The organism is Treponema bryantii (genome assembly GCF_036492245.1).
GTDB classification, from domain to species: Bacteria; Spirochaetota; Spirochaetia; order Treponematales; family Treponemataceae; genus Treponema_D; species Treponema_D bryantii_C.
This window is the reverse complement of the sequence record NZ_AP025286.1, coordinates 2,364,338-2,382,661: the sequence shown is the minus strand read 5'-3', so window position 1 is coordinate 2,382,661 and position 18,324 is coordinate 2,364,338. Positions and strand designations below refer to the sequence as shown.

14 protein-coding genes are annotated in these 18,324 nt (G+C 38.5%); all 14 read left to right on the top strand.

Annotation, left to right across the window (positions count from 1 at the left end; genetic code table 11):
• Positions 1 to 5: 5 nt before the first annotated feature.
• The gene (locus tag AABJ44_RS10600; protein WP_338369001.1) at positions 6 to 1,454 is read left to right on the top strand and encodes a sodium ion-translocating decarboxylase subunit beta; all 1,449 of its coding nucleotides are present in this window, start codon (positions 6 to 8) and stop codon (positions 1,452 to 1,454) included.
• Positions 1,455 to 1,708: 254 nt separating this feature from the next.
• On the top strand, positions 1,709 to 2,038 hold the full coding sequence (locus AABJ44_RS10595) for a PadR family transcriptional regulator (protein ID WP_074639813.1): 330 nt from the start codon (positions 1,709 to 1,711) through the stop codon (positions 2,036 to 2,038).
• A complete protein-coding gene (locus AABJ44_RS10590) occupies positions 2,039 to 2,977 on the top strand; it encodes a DUF1700 domain-containing protein (RefSeq protein ID WP_338368997.1) in 939 nt (312 codons plus the stop codon).
• A gap of 25 nt (positions 2,978 to 3,002) precedes the next feature.
• On the top strand, positions 3,003 to 3,341 hold the full coding sequence (locus tag AABJ44_RS10585) for a PspC domain-containing protein (protein WP_074639815.1): 339 nt from the start codon (positions 3,003 to 3,005) through the stop codon (positions 3,339 to 3,341).
• Positions 3,342 to 3,460: 119 nt separating this feature from the next.
• Entirely contained in the window at positions 3,461 to 6,502 is a 3,042-nt protein-coding gene (locus tag AABJ44_RS10580) for an extracellular solute-binding protein (protein ID WP_338368996.1), read from the top strand.
• A 13-nt stretch (positions 6,503 to 6,515) separates the two neighbouring features.
• Positions 6,516 to 7,454 carry a carbohydrate ABC transporter permease gene (locus AABJ44_RS10575; RefSeq protein ID WP_338368995.1) on the top strand — a complete coding sequence of 313 codons (939 nt, stop codon included), beginning with the start codon at positions 6,516 to 6,518 and terminating at the stop codon, positions 7,452 to 7,454.
• Between the two features lie 15 nt (positions 7,455 to 7,469).
• The gene (locus tag AABJ44_RS10570; protein WP_218141016.1) at positions 7,470 to 8,363 is read left to right on the top strand and encodes a carbohydrate ABC transporter permease; all 894 of its coding nucleotides are present in this window, start codon (positions 7,470 to 7,472) and stop codon (positions 8,361 to 8,363) included.
• 4 nt (positions 8,364 to 8,367) lie between these two features.
• Positions 8,368 to 9,837, top strand: a complete 1,470-nt coding sequence (locus tag AABJ44_RS10565; protein WP_074639818.1) for an NHL repeat-containing protein — start codon at positions 8,368 to 8,370, stop codon at positions 9,835 to 9,837.
• The gene (locus AABJ44_RS10560; RefSeq protein ID WP_338368994.1) at positions 9,834 to 10,514 is read left to right on the top strand and encodes a YIP1 family protein; all 681 of its coding nucleotides are present in this window, start codon (positions 9,834 to 9,836) and stop codon (positions 10,512 to 10,514) included. Before AABJ44_RS10565 ends, AABJ44_RS10560 begins: the two co-directional genes overlap by 4 nt.
• A 19-nt stretch (positions 10,515 to 10,533) precedes the next feature.
• Complete coding sequence (locus AABJ44_RS10555) at positions 10,534 to 13,209, top strand: DUF5696 domain-containing protein (RefSeq protein WP_338368993.1); 2,676 nt, start codon at positions 10,534 to 10,536, stop codon at positions 13,207 to 13,209.
• 1 nt (position 13,210) lies between these two features.
• Entirely contained in the window at positions 13,211 to 14,122 is a 912-nt protein-coding gene (locus AABJ44_RS10550; protein ID WP_074639821.1) for a carbohydrate ABC transporter permease, read from the top strand.
• The gene (locus tag AABJ44_RS10545; protein WP_074639822.1) at positions 14,115 to 15,116 is read left to right on the top strand and encodes a carbohydrate ABC transporter permease; all 1,002 of its coding nucleotides are present in this window, start codon (positions 14,115 to 14,117) and stop codon (positions 15,114 to 15,116) included. The genes AABJ44_RS10550 and AABJ44_RS10545 overlap by 8 nt, the downstream gene beginning before the upstream one ends.
• Before the next feature lie 243 nt (positions 15,117 to 15,359).
• The gene (locus tag AABJ44_RS10540; protein ID WP_338368990.1) at positions 15,360 to 16,745 is read left to right on the top strand and encodes an ABC transporter substrate-binding protein; all 1,386 of its coding nucleotides are present in this window, start codon (positions 15,360 to 15,362) and stop codon (positions 16,743 to 16,745) included.
• A gap of 117 nt (positions 16,746 to 16,862) precedes the next feature.
• Complete coding sequence (gene argH, locus AABJ44_RS10535; protein WP_083379608.1) at positions 16,863 to 18,323, top strand: argininosuccinate lyase; 1,461 nt, start codon at positions 16,863 to 16,865, stop codon at positions 18,321 to 18,323.
• Position 18,324 lies beyond the last annotated feature (1 nt).

The following is an 18,324-nucleotide window of genomic DNA, read 5'->3' as shown; positions in this document are numbered from 1 at the left end:
TTATTATGGAAACAGAATTGAACAAAAAAAATGATAAATTCAAGTACCTTAAGATTACAAGTGTAATCTGTCTGATTGCTGTAGTGCTTTCTTTTGCTGGCTGCGGAGCTTCAGGTGATTCTGGAACTTCTTCATCTGGCAGTTATGCATCTTCAACAATCATTAAAGGTTCTGAAAATATTAAGCCTATTTCTGTTTCATCATTCTTTAAGAATGTTGGAAAGAATACAGGTATTTATAAGATGATTCATACTCCTACTGTAGCAGAGCTTGCAGAGGAAAAGGCTTCTAAGGAAGCTATGGAAATTGCTAAGGAAGAGCAGGCTGCACAGGCCTCTGCTGACCTTGCCGCTCACCCGGTAAAGGGCTGGCAGAGACTTATTATGCTTGCTATCGGCTTCCTTATTGTTTACCTTGCAGTAGTAAAGGGATTTGAACCATTACTTCTTATTCCAATCGGATTCGGAACTATTCTTGTAAATATTCCTGGTGCAGGAATGGGTGATGGCCCAGATGGTATGCTTCATATCATTTACAATGCAGGTGTTGGAAACGAGTTCTTCCCAATGCTTATCTTTATGGGAATTGGTGCAATGACAGACTTCGGTCCACTTATTGCTAACCCTAAGACTGCATTGCTCGGTGGTGCCGCACAGCTCGGTGTATTTGCTACACTCTTTGGTGTTGCTGCCATGAACTTTATTCCTGGAATCGACTATAACATGAAGCAGGCTTGTGCCATCGCTATTATTGGTGGTGCTGATGGTCCTACTTCTATCTATGTTTCTGGTAAACTTGCTCCAGAGATGATGGCCGTTATTGCCGTTGCCGCATATTCTTACATGGCACTGGTTCCAATGATTCAGCCACCTATCATGAAGCTTTTGACTTCTAAGAAAGAACGCCAGATTAAGATGAGTCAGCTCCGTCCTGTTTCAAAGACAGAAAAGACTCTCTTCCCATTGCTTTTGCTGGTTGTAACAATTCTTCTTCTGCCACCTGCAGCTCCACTTATCGGTATGCTCGCATTCGGTAACTTCATTAAGGAAGTTGGAATTGTACAGCGTCTTTCTAAGACTGTAGAGAATGAACTTATGAACATTGTTTCTATTCTTCTTTCTCTTGGTGTAGGTTCACAGATGACTCCGGAAAAGATCATGCACGCTAACTCACTTGGTATTATCGTTCTTGGTCTTCTCGCTTTCTGTATCGCTACAATGGGTGGTCTTATCATGGCTAAGATTATGAACCTCTTCCTTAAAGAGAAGATTAATCCGCTTATCGGTTCGGCTGGTGTATCAGCAGTTCCAATGGCAGCCCGCGTTGCTAACAAAGTAGGTATGGCCGAAGATCCTACAAACTTCCTTTTGATGCACGCAATGGGACCAAACGTAGCAGGTGTAATTGGTACAGCTATTGCAGCTGGTGTATTCATTTCTACTTACGGAATGTAATATAAAACTACATATCTAAATTAAAGATTTTAGGCAGATCTCTTCGGAGGTCTGCCTTTTTCTTTTTAAAGTCGCTCGATTAATCTCTCTCTGAGCCGTTTTTTCGATAATCCTAAAACGACCCTGCCGGCTCGTTTTTTAACGGATTTTCGATTGTAGGCTAGTAACAAAATTCTTGACTTTTGGTGTTATAATATTATATATTATATAATATAGATATCTAAACAATATTACACGAAGCAAAGGAGGTTCCGATGGTGTTTACAGCGGGCTCCGCCCTGCTTGATGCTGTGGTACTTTCGGTTGTCAGCCTTGAAGGAACTTACGGCTACAAGATAACGCAGGATGTCCGTAAAATTATGGATGTTTCTGAAAGCACGCTTTATCCGGTGCTCAGGAGACTTCAGAAGGACGGTTACCTTGAAACTTACGACATGGAGTTTCAGGGAAGGAACAGAAGATACTATAAGATAACTTCTAATGGTATGATTCTGCTGGATAAGTATCGCAGTGAATGGGTACTTTTTAGAAATGGTGTTGATGAGATTCTTATGGGAGTTTCATCTGGAAAAGAGGAAAAATAGATGACGAGAGAAGAATATTTGAATGAATTGAAGAGCAGTATTATGTCTCTTTCTTCTGATGAACAGTCTGAGGCTATTCAGTATTATTCTGATTATTTTGATGAAGCTGATGATGATGAAAAGGTAATGCGTGAGCTGGGAACTCCTGAGGAGCTTGCTAAAACTATTATTGAGAAGTTTGCAAATGCGCTCGTGGATACAAAGTCTTCAAAGGCTGATAATGAGTCAGATGATGATTCTGATAATGAGAGAACAAGTAGTGTAGACGGATGTAGTATTGATGCCCTTTACTTTGAGTTCAAGAAATCTGAAGTAAAGAATCTTTCTATGGATTTTGGAGCTGCTGAAGTTGTTCTGATTGAAGGTGATAAATACTGTATTGAAACTCGCGGACTTCCTGAAGAATGCATGAACTGTTATTTGAATAAGGAAGGAACGCTTGTTGTAAGCAATACACGACGATTTAATCTGAACTTCTGGAGTCATAACCGCAGAAGCCGTATTGTTCCACGTGTACTTGTTACTATTCCTAAGGATGCGAGTGTTGGAAAATTCAGAATTGGTGTTGGAGCAGGAAAACTTGTTTCAAAAATAATTTCTTTGAATTGTGAGTCTGGAAATGTTGATGTGGGGGCAGGAAACCTTGTTCTTGATGGTATTTTTGGCGGCAAAATTAATATGCGTTGCGGTATGGGTAATCTTGAATTTACAGGAACCATAACAGGAGTTGTAAATCTTGATTGTGGAATGGGTAATATGGAGCTGAAACTTAAAGGTGATCCAGCTGCTTATTCTTATGATGCAAAGGTTGGATTGGGAGATTTCCGCTTTAATGGTGAAAAGAAGAGTGGTGTCTGCCAGGTTTACAACAATCAGAAGCTTGCAAACCATTTCTCTGTAAATTGTGGAATGGGTTCTGTAAATATTACAATTAAATAGAACAAACTGATAGGAGATAGATAATATGGAAAAGAAAAGACTGTATAAATCAAGAAAAAATAAGATGATTGGTGGTGTCTGCGGAGGATTGGCAGAATACTTTAATATGGATCCGACAATCGTTCGTATTGTTGCAGCTCTTTTATGTCTGCTCAAGGGTGCAGGATTGATTGTTTATATCATCGCATGTCTTGTAATGCCTTATAATGATGAGGATTTCAGTGAAGATGATGCTGAAAATCTTAAAAGTGCAAATATTGATCCTGAAGAGGTAAAAAAAACAAGTCATAAAAAATCTGAGTCAAAAAATGATGAAAAACTTCATTCTGATGAAGAATTTGACAGCTACTTTAAGAAAGATTAAAAACAGGTAAATTACTACTTAAAAGCCGGTTCTTAATAAGGGCCGGCTTTTTTTTATCATATCCATTAAGAATTTTTTCCTATGGTATAAAAGCAAACTTATGATAAAATAGGAATACTATGGTAGGAATAAAAATTAATAAAACGTTGCGAAATGTTTTAATAGCACTTGTAGTTATTATTCTCATTTTCGCTATCCCGAGCTTTTTTCCTGATAAAGATTATCATGCTAAGTATGATAATTATGATTTATCCACAAATGTTGGGGCCGTTTCTTCTACACGAACTTATTCGGAGTATTTGAAAGAGCATTCTTCGGCTAAGAATCCTAAGAATGAAGTTTCTGTTGATGTTCTTAACTTTGTTGAAGAAAAATCAACTGGTACCCGCGTGGAAAAGAACTACAAAGGAAAAGATGTTGTTATTACAGATGAAGAATCTTCTGTAACTTGGATTGTAGATGTACCGGAAGCTGGCTTCTATAATATCAGTATGGAATATGTCGCCGTTCCTTCTCGAAATGTAAATATGGAACGTATTCTGTATGTAAACGGTGAAATGCCATTTACTGGTGCTGATACCCTTGCTTTTTACAGACTCTGGAAGGATGGCGGCCCTGTAAAATATGATAACCGTGGTAACAGTATCCGTCCAACTCAGGTAGAAGTCTTTGATTATCAGTCTGTATATTTCAAGAGTGATCTTGGCTATGAAGTAGACCCTTATAAAGTATTCTTTAACAAGGGTGAAAATGAAATTACTCTCGAAGCAACTAGTGAACCAATGGCAATCAGTGGTATTAAACTTTGTCCGGTTGTTGTTTATAAAACCTACGAGCAGTATCTTGCAAAACAGAAATCAAATCCTGACAGTTATACAGGAAAAGATATTACAGTTAAGATTCAGGGAGAGGATTCTGTAGTTCGTTCAGATCCATCTTTGTTTGCCCGCTATGACCGTTCTTCTGCTATTACTGAACCATACAGTACAAAGCAGACAATTTTGAACTACACAGGTGGTGATTCATGGAAGATTCCTGGGCAGTGGATTGAATGGGAGCTTGAAGTTCCTGAAGACGGCTGGTATACAATTTCTTTGAAAGCACGCCAGTTCTTCCAGCGTGGTTATGTAGCATGTCGTTCTGTTTATATTGATGATGAAATTCCTTTTGACGCACTTAAATCAGTAGGCTTTAAATATGATTCTGACTGGCAGTATGCAACTCTTTCAGATGCAGAAAAGAAACCATATAAGTTCTATCTTTCAAAGGGTAAGCATTCAATTAAGCTTGAAGCAACTCTTGGTGAGATTGGACAGGTAATACAGCAGGTTCAGGATTCTGTTTACAGATTGAACCTTATTTATCGTACAATTCTTGTTCTTACTGGTGAACATCCAGATTTGAACCGCGACTATGAAATTCAGAAGGTATATCCGGATGAAGTAGCTGCTATGATGCTCGAAAGCCGCCGCTTGTACAAGCTTATTGACGACTTTGTTGCAATTACCGGTGAAAAATCAAATCAGATTTCTCCTGCCGAAGTTCTTGCAGTTCAGCTTGAACAGTTCTATAAGCATCCTGACAGAATTACAAAAGGTTTTGCAAGTTTTAAGGATAATACAACAACTCTGGCTTCTTCTATGCTCAGCATGACAGAAACAAAGCTTGATATCGACTATATCCAGCTCCAGAGTATCAATGATAAGATTAAAGTAGACCGCTCAAACTTCTTTAAGAACGTTGGTCATGAAATTACTTCATTCGTAAACTCATACTTTTATGATTCTTCTTCTCTTGGTAGTGTTTACAAAGAGGGATCAGATCATCTTATTGAAGTATGGATTGTAACAGGTCGTGATCAGAGCCAGGTTCTTAAGAACATGATTGATGACAGCTTTACTCCAATTTCTGGAATCAATGTAAACGTAAAGCTTATTAAGGTTGAATCACTTCTTAATGCCGTAGTAGCAGGAAACGGACCTGATGTTGTAATTTCAACTTATCAGTCACATCCTGTAGATTATGCTTTGCGTAATGCAAACGTAAACCTTCGCCGTTTCAAAGATTGTGATGAAGTTCTTTCATGGTTTATGCCAAGTGCTTATAAGCCTTATGAATATAATGGTGGTATATATGCGCTTCCTGAGCAGCAGACATTCAACCTTATGTTCTACCGCAAGGATATTCTTGAACAGTTAAATCTTAAGGTTCCTGAAACATGGGAAGAACTTATTGAAATTCTCCCAACTCTTCAGGGTAATAACATTACAATCGGTGTTCCTTATCCAAATATTATTACTCCAGATATGACAACCTTCTATTCGATGGTATATCAGGCTGGTGGACAGATTTATAACAAAGAGGGTAATAAGTCAGTTATTGACAGCGAACCAGGTGTTGCCGCATTCAAAACTTATACAGGCCTTTATAACAGTTATGGAATTCCTACTGTCTATGACTTTATGAGCCGCTTTCGTACAGGTGATATGGCAATCGGTATCGCTAACTATACTACATACAATACAATCGTAGTTGGTGCACCAGAAATCCGTGGCCTCTGGGACTTCACATACCTCCCTGGAACAAAGGATGAAAAGGGAAATATTGATCGTTCTAATATTTCCGGTGGTGTTTGTACAATGATGATTAAGAAGGGAATCGACCTTGATGACCTTGACCTTTCAAATCTTCCTGAGCTTGCTTATAGCGACAATAACGGAAAGACATTTGAAGAGGGTGTAATTCCTGGTATCGATGAAAAGACCTGGAACGAGGTTATGAGAAATGAAACCCGTATGGCTGATTCATGGGAATTCATGAGATGGTGGGTTTCTGCTGATACACAGGTTCGCTTTGGTCGTGAAATGGAAGCTCTTCTTGGTGCTTCTGCCCGCTATGCAACTGCAAACAGAGAAGCTCTCAGACAGCTTTCATGGAACTCAAGACAGATTAAAGTTCTTGAAGATTCTATGCAGGAAACAGTTGGAGTTCCTGAAGTTCCTGGAAGCTACTATACTCCACGCCATATCGTAAATGGTACACGTCGCGTTATCAACGAAAAGGATGATGCACGCGAAACCCTTATTGATTATACACGTAAGATCAATGAAGAGCTTACCCGTAAGCGTCAGGAATTCAACCTTCCTGTTGCAGAGGACTAGTTAGGAGATAATTATGAGTGAAAAGTTAGATAAATATATAGCTAAGAAAAAGCTCTCAATTTCTGATTTAGGCCGTAATATACGTGTAAACAAAGTCTGCTATTTATTCCTTTTACCATATGCAGTTTTGTTTATTACATTCTATGTACTTCCTATGCTGACTTCAATTTATTTTAGTTTTACTAACTATAATATTCTGGAGAAACCGGATTTTATTGGTGCCAGAAACTATCTGAACCTGTTCCTTGAGGATGATGTATTTACAACAGCTGTAAAGAATACTTTCCTTATTGCTATAATTACAGGTCCTGTAGGATACATCATGGCATTCATTTTTGCATGGCTCATCAATGAGCTTCCAAAATGGATCCGTACACTGGTAGTATTCTTCTTCTATGCACCTTCTATTTCAGGAAATGCATACTTTGTATTCAAGACATTGTTCAATGATGATCAGAACGGATGGCTTAACAGATTCCTTGCAAATATGGGAATTACTAATGCTCCTATTATGTTCCTTACAGATCCTCGGATTGGTATGAAGGTTATTATTCCGATTATCCTCTGGATGTCTCTGGGTACAGGATTCCTTTCGTTCGTTGCCGGTCTTAAAGGTATTGATAAGGCACAGTATGAAGCCGGATATATTGATGGTATTCAGAACCGCTGGCAGGAACTCTGGTTCATTACACTTCCAAATATGAAGCCTATGCTGCTGTTCGGAGCTGTAATGTCAATTACTTCTGCATTCGGTGTTTGTGATGTAACTATGCAGCTTGCCGGATATCCTTCAACAGACTATTACGCACGTACAATTGTTACACACCTTTTCGACTACGGATTTACACGTTTCGAAATGGGTTATGCATCTGCAATTGCAACAGTATTGTTCCTTACAATGATTCTCTGTAACAAGGTTATTCAGAAACTCTTGAACAGAGTAGGACACTAATAGAGGGGGATGAAAATGAGTACTAAAAATATGTATAAAGATCAGACAATTCATCATTATAAATTCCGCCGTAAGCCAAACCGCTCTGTTGGTGGTGATATCGGAATCTACATCTTCCTTGCACTTTGTTCTGCAATGATGGTATTTCCTTTGTTCTTTGCAATCTGTAATGCTCTTAAACCTCTTGATGAAGTTTTGAAGAACCCTCCTACAGTATTGCCAAGAAACCCGACTTTCGATAACTTCTCTGACCTTCTTATTACAATGAGTCAGGGTTGGGTTCCACTTTCACGCTATATCTGGAACACAATTTTCATTACCGTTACAGGTACACTTGGTCATGTTGTTCTTGCTTCTATGGCTGCATATGTACTTGCTAAGTATCGTTTCCCAGGTGGACAGCTCTTCTTCCGTGTTGCTGTTGTTGCACTTATGTTCAGTGGTTATGTAACAGGTATTCCTAACTATTTGATTATGTGTAAGCTTCACATGGTAGATACATACTGGTCATTGATTCTGCCGGCTATCGGTGGTTCTCTTGGACTCTTCCTTATGAAGCAGTTCATGGACGGCTTCCCTATGTCTCTTGTTGAAGCTGCAAAAATTGACGGTGCAAGTGAACTTTTGATTTTCTGGAAGCTTGTAATGCCAAACGTTAAGCCTGCATGGCTTACAATCTCAATCTTCTCTATCCAGAACCTTTGGAACAACGCTCAGGTACAGTACATCTATACTGAAAGCAAGAAAATGCTCCGCTATGCTCTGGATCAGGTAGCACTTGGTGGTATTGCCCGTACAGGTCAGCAGAATGCTGTAATCGTATTTACAATGTCTGTACCGATTGTATTCTTTATCTTCTCTCAGAGTCAGATTATGGAAACAATGGCTACATCAGGACTTAAGGACTAGCGCTATGATGAAACGAAAACTATTATTGATTGCAGGTCTTTTTACTTTATATGCAGGACTTTTTGCAAAAGGTGATACATATATTTATGACTACTGGGGAAAAATGGAAAAGTCTCCGGATGCATATCGTGTATCGCACGTAGTATATGCAGATGATCTGGACCTTGATATCGGATTGAAAAAGCCGTCTTCATTGTTCGCACACGGAAATATGCTTTATGTAGCAGATACAGACAACAGCCGTATCATTCAGCTTGAATATACAAAGCAGAAGACTCTTGAGCTTCGCCGTGTAATTGATCATGTAAATCCTAATGGATTTGACACACCGGAAACTTTGAATCTTCCTGAAGATGTATTTGTTGGAAAAGATGAATCAATCTATATCGCTGATACTAAAAACGGCCGTGTTATCCGCCTTGATCAGAATCTGAATGTTACTCAGCTTCTTAAGGAACCGGATGATCCGACTTACGAGCAGGGAAAAGACTTCCTTCCTACAAAGGTTGTCGCAGATTCTAAGGGCCGTGTTTATGTTTCAGCAAGAAATATCAACAAAGGTTTCTTAAAGTATGAATATGACGGTACTTTCCAGGGCTTCTTTGGTGCAAACGAAGTTGTTTATAACTGGACAGATATGATCTGGAAAAAACTTTCTACTCAGGCTCAGAAAGAAAAAATGGTTCTCTTTGTTCCTGTAGAATATTCAAACTGCTATATAGATAAAGAAGGCTTTATTTATGCCGTTACAAAAACTTTCGAAGAGTGGGATCTTAAGTCAGACAGCGCAAAACCAATCCGCCGTCTTAATGCTCTTGGAAAAGATATTCTTGTTAAGAACGCTGTAAATCTTCCTATTGGTGATGTTCAGTGGGGTAATGCAGCTGGTATCAGTAATCCCTCTAAGTTTACAGATATTACAGTTCTTGATGATGAAGTTTATATCGTAGTTGATGAAAGCCGTGGTCGTCTCTTTGCTTATGACAATCAGGGATACCTTCTGTTTGCTTTTGGTGGCCGTGGTAACGTAGACGGATTCTTCCGTCAGCCAACTTCAGTTGAGCACATCGGTTATGATCTTTTTGTTCTTGATGGACAGAATGCTTCTATTACAGTATTTACACCAACTGATTATGGTAAGCTTATCTATAAGGCAACAGAGCAGTTTGCCTGTGGTGAATATGATGCTTCTGCAGAATCATGGTCAAAGGTTCTTGAATATAATGGAAACTACGACCTTGCATACATTGGTCTTGGAAAAGCTTGTCTTCGTCAGAACAAGTACAAGGAAGCAATGGATTATTTCAAGACAAAGCGTGATCGCAGAGACTATTCAAAAGCCTTTAAGTATTACCGCAAAGAATGGATTGAAGCAAATATTGGCTGGATGGTAGGAGTGCTTATTGCAATTATTGTCATAGCCTTTGTTTCAAAAATCGTAAAGAAAATTAAATGGGAGCTTGATTCACTATGAGTTATATAACACGTAAATTAAGTAAATTAGGCAAAAAAGAAACTTATATTCACTTTTTGAATACACTGCGTTATGCCTTGTATGTTATCTTGCATCCCGCAGATGGTTATTGGGATTTGATTCACGCAAAGCGTGGTTCTTATTCTGCAGCCAATTTTATTGTAATTATCACACTTCTTACTCATGTATGGAAGCTGCACTTTGCAAGCTTTGTAGTACAGCCAAACGTAAACTGGGAAGAAGTAAATATTCTTATGGAATTTGCTAAGGTTCTTCTTCCTCTGGCAATTTTCTGTATCTGTAACTGGGGTGTAACAACCCTGTTCGATGGTAAGGGACATCTTGGCGACATTTACATGGGTACTGCTTATGCGCTTACTCCGTATGTTCTCATTCAGATTCCAATTATCATTTTGAGTAATTTTGTAACTGTTGAAGAAAGTGCATTCTATTCTGTATTTAATACACTTTCGTTTGTATGGATCGGAATTCTTATCTTTATGGCAATTATGATGATTCATTCCTACAGTTTTGCGAAGACACTTCTGTTCGTGATTTTCACAGCAGCTGGTATGCTGATATTCATTTTTATTATGCTTCTGTTCTTTAGTATGATTTCTCAGGGCGTTGCATATTTTGTTTCTCTTGGACGAGAAGTAATCTTCAGATTGAACTGATGGGTAAGGGGTATTAAAAATGGAAAAAGAAAAGAAGGTAAAAGAACCTAAGGCTCCTAAAGCTCCAAAGGTTAAAAAATCAAAATATCCTGAAGGATATATTGGCCGTCCAAAGCCAATGAAGACTAAGACTTTTGAATTTCATAAGCCAACTGCAAAATTCTGGGTTGGTTTTGGATTCACACTTGCTGTAATCGGCTTCCTTACATATATAGTAATACGCCTTATTCAGGTTGGAAATGCAGTACAGCCTCCATTAGAGTATTATGAAGCAGAAAAGATTGCAGATACTTATACTCTGGAAAATAATTATCTGAAGTTCGAAATGAATGGTAAAACTACAACCTTTACAGTACTTCAGAAAAATACCGGTAAAGTATGGTATTCAAATCCACAGGGTGCAAAGACAGATAAGCTTGCTCTTGTAAAAGAAAAGAACAACATGATGTCTACACTCCTGGTAAAGTATTCTACAGAAAATGGTTCTGATGATACTTATGATACATATACAAACAGTGTTCAGAGAAACTTCTATAACATTGTTAAGAAAGGAAATGAAATTACTGTAAACTATACAGTTGGTCAGATGGACCGTGAGTATATATTCCCTCTCATTATGTATCAGGATGAATTTGATAAATGGACTGAAGGACTTACAAAATCACAGACAAGTGCTGTAGGTCGTGCTTACCACAAATATAATAAAAGTTCTTTCAAGGGATCAGAGCTTTCTGATATGCTTGAAAAGTATCCTGGAATGGAAGATCAGAATCTTTACCTCGTATTTGAAAATGTTCAGACACATGTGAAGGTTCAGATGGAAGAACTTTTTGCAAAACAGGGCTTCACTTATGAAGATTATCTTAAGAACAAAGAGCTTTACAAAGAATCAAATATCAAGGAAGTTCCAGCATTCAATGTTTCAATCACTTATAAGCTTGATGGAAACAATCTTGTTGTAAATGTTCCATTTAATGAGATTTCTTACCGTCTCAAGTATCCTATTACACAGCTTTCTGTTTTACCATATTTCGGAGCAGCAGGTCCTGATGATGAAGGATATATGCTTATTCCAGAAGGTGGTGGTAGCATTATCAACTTTAATAATGGTAAAACAAAGCAGAATGGTTATTATGCTGACTGCTACGGATGGGATTATGCTATGGAGCGTAAGGCTGTAATTACAGAAACACGTGCAGCTTATCCTGTATTCGGTATCAGCTATCCAGACAGCAGTGTTCTTTCTGTAATAGAGAAGGGTGCTGAATATGCTGGTATTACAGCAGAAATTGCCGGAAAGCTTGGCAGCTACAACTATATTCGTGCAGATTATAAGATGCTTCACCGTGAACAGTATGAAGTAACAGCACGAAGCCAGAGTGCACAGTTTGTATATGAGGCTCAGCTTCCTCAGGAAGAATATATTCAGCAGGCATTTACATTTGTAGACAGCGGTTCTTATGTTGATATGGCAAAGGCTTACAGAAATAAACTCTTTGCTGGTGCCAAGAAACAGAATGTACAGAATGTTCCTGTTGCTGTAGAAATTGTTGGTGCTATCGAAAAGAAACAGCAGATTGCCGGAATGCCAAAGGTAAGACCTTATAAGCTTACAAGCTATAAAGATGCCGGAAAAATTATTAATGAAATTGATGAACTTGGAATTAAAGATGTTAATTACAAGCTTTCTGGTTTTGTTAATGGTGGTATCCGTCAGAAGTTTATGAATAAAATCAACTTTATTAAGGTTCTTGGTGGAAAATCAGATTTCAAGAAGATGCTTAAGTCTGTTGAAGAAACTTCGGGAAAGCTTTATCTGGATGGTGCAGTTCAGACAGCTTACCGTTCAAATATTTTTGACGGTTTCTTCAGCTACCGCGATGCTGCACGTTTTGTAAGTGATGAGCTTTGTGAACTTTCAGAATATACTCCAATCTGGTACGGTAAAGATCCTGAAAGAGATAATTATTATCTTTTGAATAATAAAAACCGCATTAAGGGGGCTGAAAAGTTCCTTAAGAGTGCTTCAAAAATGAAGCTTGATGGTGTTTCATTCCGTGATAACGGTAATCTTCTTTCTTCAGATTTCAATGACCGTGCTCTTCTTACAAGAGCTCAGGAAACTGCAAATCAGATTGCAAAGTTTGATGAAGCAGCAGAGAAGGGGCTTGCAATTATGATTAATGGTGGAAATGACTATGCAGTAACAAAGGCTGACTTTGTAACAAATATGCCTCTCCATGGAAATCAGTATGCAATTATTGATGGTATAGTTCCATTCTATCAGATTGCATTGCATGGTTATGTAAATTATGCAGGTTCCCCAATTAATCTTGCTTATGAAAAAGATCAGATTCTTCTTGAGTCTGCAGAAGCAGGTGCTGGTCTTCAGTTCTCATTTATTAATGCTTCTGAACGTGATCTTCAGGAAACAAACTATACAGAGTACTATGCTAGTAACTTCGATGAATGGAAGGAGAAACTTTCTGAAGTTTATGAAGAATATAACTCAAAGATGTCTCCTGTAATGAATTCACTTATTAAAAATCATGAGTATGTTTCTGATAACGTAACTAAGACAACTTATGAGAACGGTTATGTAGTTTACGTAAACTTCAGCTATAAGAACTATATTACACCTTCAGGAAAATTTATTCCTGAAAGAGAATACAGAGTAATGAAGGTGGAGGACTAATATGAAGAAAAAAGTCGGATTAATGGGAAGACGTGCAGTATACGGATATCTGTTTATTCTGCCGTTCATTCTTGGATTTGTATTCTTTATGATAAAACCTCTGGCACAGTCACTTCACATGGCTATGTCGGAAGTAGTAATTTCAAACCAGGGATTCCAGCTCAACTGGAATAATTTTGATAACTTTAAGAAGGCTCTGCTTGTAGATGCAGAATTTAATAGAATGCTTGTTGAAGCAATCGGACAGATGGTACTTCGTTCAGCTGCAACTATCGTATTCAGTTTCTTCGTTGCTTTGCTTTTGAATCAGAAATTTAAGGGTAGAACTCTTGCACGTTCTATCTTCTTCCTTGCAGTTATTCTTTCTTCCGGTGTACTTGTAGGTCTTGAATCAAGCAACGCTCTTATGGCTCAGCTTAAGGAAATGATTGAAGAGTCTGGAAATGCAAATACAATTACAGACGTACTTGAAAAGATTCTTGTTTCAGAAGGCTCTGGAGTAAATGGTATCAGTGGTAAGGCATTCAAAACTGTCTTTGAAATTATTGATTCTATTTACGATGTTGCAATGGCTTCTGGTATTCAGATTATTATCTTCCTTTCTGGTCTTCAGAATATTTCTCCAAGTATGTATGAAGCTGCTCAAATGGAAGGTTGTACAGCATGGGAAAGTCTCTGGAAGATTACTGTTCCTATGGTAAGCCCTCTTATGCTTGTGTGTTGGATTTATACAATCGTAGACTTCTTCATGAAGAGTGATAACCAGATTATGACTAAGATTAATACCCAGATGACAGAATTGCTCAATTATGGTTTCAGTTCTGCTATGGCATGGATATACTTTGTTGTATGTATGGCATTAATCGGTATCAGTTCATTGATTATTTCAAAGGTGGTATACAATTATGACTAAGAAAGATAAAGCAAAAAAGAATGTAAATGCCGTTGAAACACGCTCTTTCTGGGAAAGAAATGAAGCATCAAATGGTATTCTTCTGAATGAGACAATCAAAAAATATGCTCTTTCAATCTTTAGAGGAATTCTTCTGTTTGGAATGTGTTTTATGATCATTCAGCCTATTCTGAATAAGATTGCGCTGAGTTTTATGGCAGAACGAGACCTTTATGATACAACAATTATTCTGGTTCCAAAGCACTTTTCTGTAAGTAACTGGAAGATTGCAATGAATCTTCTCAACTATAAGACAACCCTGTTTAATACATTATGGGTTTCTATATTGGTTTCTGTAATTGAAGTTGCAATGTGTAGTGTTGTAGGTTATGGTTTCTCAAGATTTCAGTTCCCTCTTAAGAGATTCTGGTTCTTCTGTGTAATTCTTGTAATCGTAATTCCGCCACAGACAATTTCTACATCTTTGTTCCTTCACTTCCGATATTTCAATCTGTTTGGAGCAACACTTAACCTTCGCGGTTCAATGCTTCCATACATTATGATGTGTCTTGGCTGTATGGGACTTAAAAATGGTCTTTATATCTTTATGATCCGCCAGTTCTTTATGGGCTTCCCGTTTGAGCTTGAAGAGGCTGCTTATGTAGATGGTTGTGGACCTCTTAAGACCTTTGTAAGAATTATGGTTCCTGGTGCAAAACCAATTATTACATCATGCTTCCTGTTCTCTTTTGTATGGCAGTGGACAGATAGCTTCTATTCAAACCTCTTCTTAGGTAAGATTCAGCTGCTTTCCATTCAGCTTACAGGTATCGTAGATAAGTTCGGTATCTATCTTTCAAAGCTGAATGGTGGTTCTGTAGTAGCTCCAATCGGTTACTCAAATGCTATCCTTTCAACAGGTATGCTTCTTGCGATTCTTCCTCTTATTGTTCTCTACATCTTCTGTCAGAGACTGTTCGTAGAAAGCCTTGCAAGCACTGGTGTTAAAATGTAGCCTATAATAGAAGAACCGTTAAAAAACGAGCTGCGACAGCAGGTCGTTTTAGGTTCATCGAAAAAATGGCTCAAGCGGCGAGACTATGCGAGCCGCCAATTATCGGAAATCCCCGTTAACACGGGGATTTTTTTATACCTTAGGAGAAATTTCCTATGTAATTTCACCAAAGTGGTGGTATAATTATTTTAATAGGCAATTTGCCGGTTACGGCGTAAATTTATAAAAAAGGAGTATAATTTTATGAAAAAAATTGCACTTTTGGCAATGTCTGCAATGTGTGTTCTCGCACTTGCTGGATGTAGCAAATCTAAAGGTCCTTCTGCAGCAGCTCTTAAGGCAGCTGAGAATGGTGACTATTCTAAACTTCCAGTAGCAAAGAACCCGGCTACAAAGAAAGCTTACGACTTCGGTGGTATGGCTGTAACAATTTATGACTGGTGGTCAAACCCTGATGCTCCAGCAGCTTCTAAGGCAGAAGAAGATCAGAGAGCTTACCGCAAGTACCTCGAAGAAACTTACAACTTCACTCTCATTCAGGACAACTTGAATGCAGGTTGGGGTGGACATCCAGCTGAAGTAGCTAACTACTGTATCACTGGTGGTGATGATGCTCGTATCTTCATCATTGATGGACGTTCAGCATTCTCAGGACTCGCTGCTAACCTTTGGGCAGATGTTTCTAAGACTCCAGATATCGACTGGACAAAGAAAAAGTGGAATAAGGCTGTTCTTGGTGTAATGCCTGGTAAATCATTTGCCGTAGGTATGCCAGAACCACGTCACTGTCTCTTCTTCAACAAGCGCGTTCTTCAGGAAAATGGTTTCGACCCAGATGAACCATACAACCTCCAGAAAGAAGGAAAGTGGACATGGGAAACATTCGAAGAAATGTGTGCTGCTTTGACAAAAGATACAGATAACGATGGTATTATTGACCAGTATGCTCTCTCTGGATTCAACGGAGAATTCGCATGGCCAACAATCTACTCTAACGGTGGACGCATCGTAAATGTTGATTCAAACGGAAAATACTATCTTGATATGAGCGACAACGTTCTTGAAGCTTGGGAATATGTAAGAAGAATCTTCGTAAATTACAATAAACCAGCTGGAGAAGGTGCTAACTGGGACTACTTCAAGGCTGACTTCTTAAGTGGTGCAACAGCATTCTATAACAACCAGGAATATGATGCTCAGGCAAATGGTATGCTTGCTGATATGAAGGATGACTGGGGTATGGTATGTCTTCCACTCGGACCAAAGGGTGATGGAAAATACTTCACACTCAACCAGGATAATATGCTCGTAATTCCTAGCTACTACTCACAGGACAAGGTTGACAAGATTATGAAGATTTACGACTTCTGGTCTGATGATGTACCAGGATATGATGATCCAGATGCTTGGAAGGAATACTACTATTCTTCATTCCGCGATACACGTGCTATCGATGAGACAATGCAGTATATGATGGATAACTCAAAGTCTTGGAACGCTTGGTTGATTCCTGGCTTGAACTACGCTCCACTTTCATGGTCAATCTGTGCAGGTGCTGATGTTCAGGAAACATACGAATCAATGAAGAACGAACTTCAGGCTACAATTGATGAGGTTATGAACAAATAAGTTCAGCCTGTCAAATTGAGTTGATTTGATAAAAAAGGTCGTCGAGAATATCGGCGGCCTTTTTTTTGGATTTCTTTTTACGTTGAAACATGCCCCTATTTTTTATATAATAAAATTATGTCTAATCACGGTACAATTACAAACGATAATCATGCAGCTTTGTGGCACGGACGTTTTCAGGAAGGTCCAGATGCTGATGCTGTTAAATTTGAAACTTCCATAAATGATGATATGCGCATGGCCTTTGTTGATATTATGGGCAGTCAGGCACATGCAAAAATGCTTTATAAATCAGGACTTATTTCTGAAGATGAGCAGAATCAGATTATCAACGGACTTGAATCAATCAAAGATGATTTGAAAAATGACAAACTCAAGGTTGATCTTTCGGCTGAGGATATTCATTCTTTTGTTGAAGCAACCCTTACAGATAGAATAGGTGAGGCTGGTAAAAAAGTTCATACTGGTCGTAGTCGTAATGACCAGATTGCTCTTGATGAAAAACTTTACCTTCGTTATCAGATTAAAAAACTTCAGAAAGAGTTATTAAAACTTATTTCTGTACTTGTAAAAATTGCATCTGAAAATAAAGAAGCTTTAATACCGGGCTTTACACATATGCAGCATGCTCAGCCGGTAACTCTTGCACAGCATGTTTGTGCGTGGGCCTGGATGTTTACACGCGATTTTACAAGACTGTCAGATGCAGCAAAGCGTGCAGATTTGTCTCCGATAGGTTCCTGTGCTCTTGCTGGAAGTGGACTTCCGTTGAATCGTGAATATGAAGCATCTCTTCTGGGATTTACAGCTGTTACAGATAACTCACTTGATTCTGTTTCTGATCGTGATTATTACCTGGAAACAGCATCTGATCTTTCAATCCTGCAGATGCATCTTTCAAGAGCCTGTGAAGAAATCGTTTATTGGGCAACAACAGAATTTAATTTTGTTGATTTGAGCGAAAAATGGTCTACCGGCAGTTCAATAATGCCACAGAAGAAAAATCCGGATTTTGCAGAGCTTATTCGTGGAAAAACAGGCCGTGTGTATGGTGATATGGTTGCACTTTTCACAATGATGAAGGGGCTTCCTCTAGCATACGACCGTGATATGCAGGAAGATAAATCAAGTTTCTTTGAAGCTTACGATACTGTTATTTCCAGTGTTCGTATCTTTGCTGAGATGATTCGCACTGCAAAGTGGAATACAAGCGTTATGGCTGCAGGTTGTGACGGTGGTTATCTTAATGCTACTGATGTTGCAGATTATCTTGTTCGCAAGGGACTTCCATTCCGTACAGCACATGGTGTTTCTGCAGGACTTGTTCGTATTGCAATTGAAAAGAACTGCAAACTTGAAGAACTGGACTTCAGTGAATACGAAAAGGCATCTCCACTTTTTGAAAAAGATATTTTTGATTTGATTACACCTGAAAAATGTGTAGAAATCAGAAAGACAACAGGCGGTCCTGCTCCATCTGAGGTGCAGAAACAGATAGATAAGCTTTCGGCTTTTATTAAGGATAATACATCAGCGGAAGAAGATTCCATTGATGATTTTATTTATACAGGAGTATAAC

Coding starts and splice junctions, on each gene's coding strand:
- AABJ44_RS10540 (WP_338368990.1), top strand. CDS start 15,360: ATGAAAAAAATTGCACTTTTGGCAATGTCTGCAATGTGTGTTCTCGCA.
- AABJ44_RS10575 (WP_338368995.1), top strand. CDS start 6,516: ATGAGTGAAAAGTTAGATAAATATATAGCTAAGAAAAAGCTCTCAATT.
- AABJ44_RS10545 (WP_074639822.1), top strand. CDS start 14,115: ATGACTAAGAAAGATAAAGCAAAAAAGAATGTAAATGCCGTTGAAACA.
- AABJ44_RS10585 (WP_074639815.1), top strand. CDS start 3,003: ATGGAAAAGAAAAGACTGTATAAATCAAGAAAAAATAAGATGATTGGT.
- AABJ44_RS10570 (WP_218141016.1), top strand. CDS start 7,470: ATGAGTACTAAAAATATGTATAAAGATCAGACAATTCATCATTATAAA.
- AABJ44_RS10580 (WP_338368996.1), top strand. CDS start 3,461: ATGGTAGGAATAAAAATTAATAAAACGTTGCGAAATGTTTTAATAGCA.
- AABJ44_RS10565 (WP_074639818.1), top strand. CDS start 8,368: ATGATGAAACGAAAACTATTATTGATTGCAGGTCTTTTTACTTTATAT.
- AABJ44_RS10560 (WP_338368994.1), top strand. CDS start 9,834: ATGAGTTATATAACACGTAAATTAAGTAAATTAGGCAAAAAAGAAACT.
- AABJ44_RS10550 (WP_074639821.1), top strand. CDS start 13,211: ATGAAGAAAAAAGTCGGATTAATGGGAAGACGTGCAGTATACGGATAT.
- AABJ44_RS10555 (WP_338368993.1), top strand. CDS start 10,534: ATGGAAAAAGAAAAGAAGGTAAAAGAACCTAAGGCTCCTAAAGCTCCA.
- AABJ44_RS10600 (WP_338369001.1), top strand. CDS start 6: ATGGAAACAGAATTGAACAAAAAAAATGATAAATTCAAGTACCTTAAG.
- AABJ44_RS10590 (WP_338368997.1), top strand. CDS start 2,039: ATGACGAGAGAAGAATATTTGAATGAATTGAAGAGCAGTATTATGTCT.
- AABJ44_RS10595 (WP_074639813.1), top strand. CDS start 1,709: ATGGTGTTTACAGCGGGCTCCGCCCTGCTTGATGCTGTGGTACTTTCG.
- argH (WP_083379608.1), top strand. CDS start 16,863: ATGTCTAATCACGGTACAATTACAAACGATAATCATGCAGCTTTGTGG.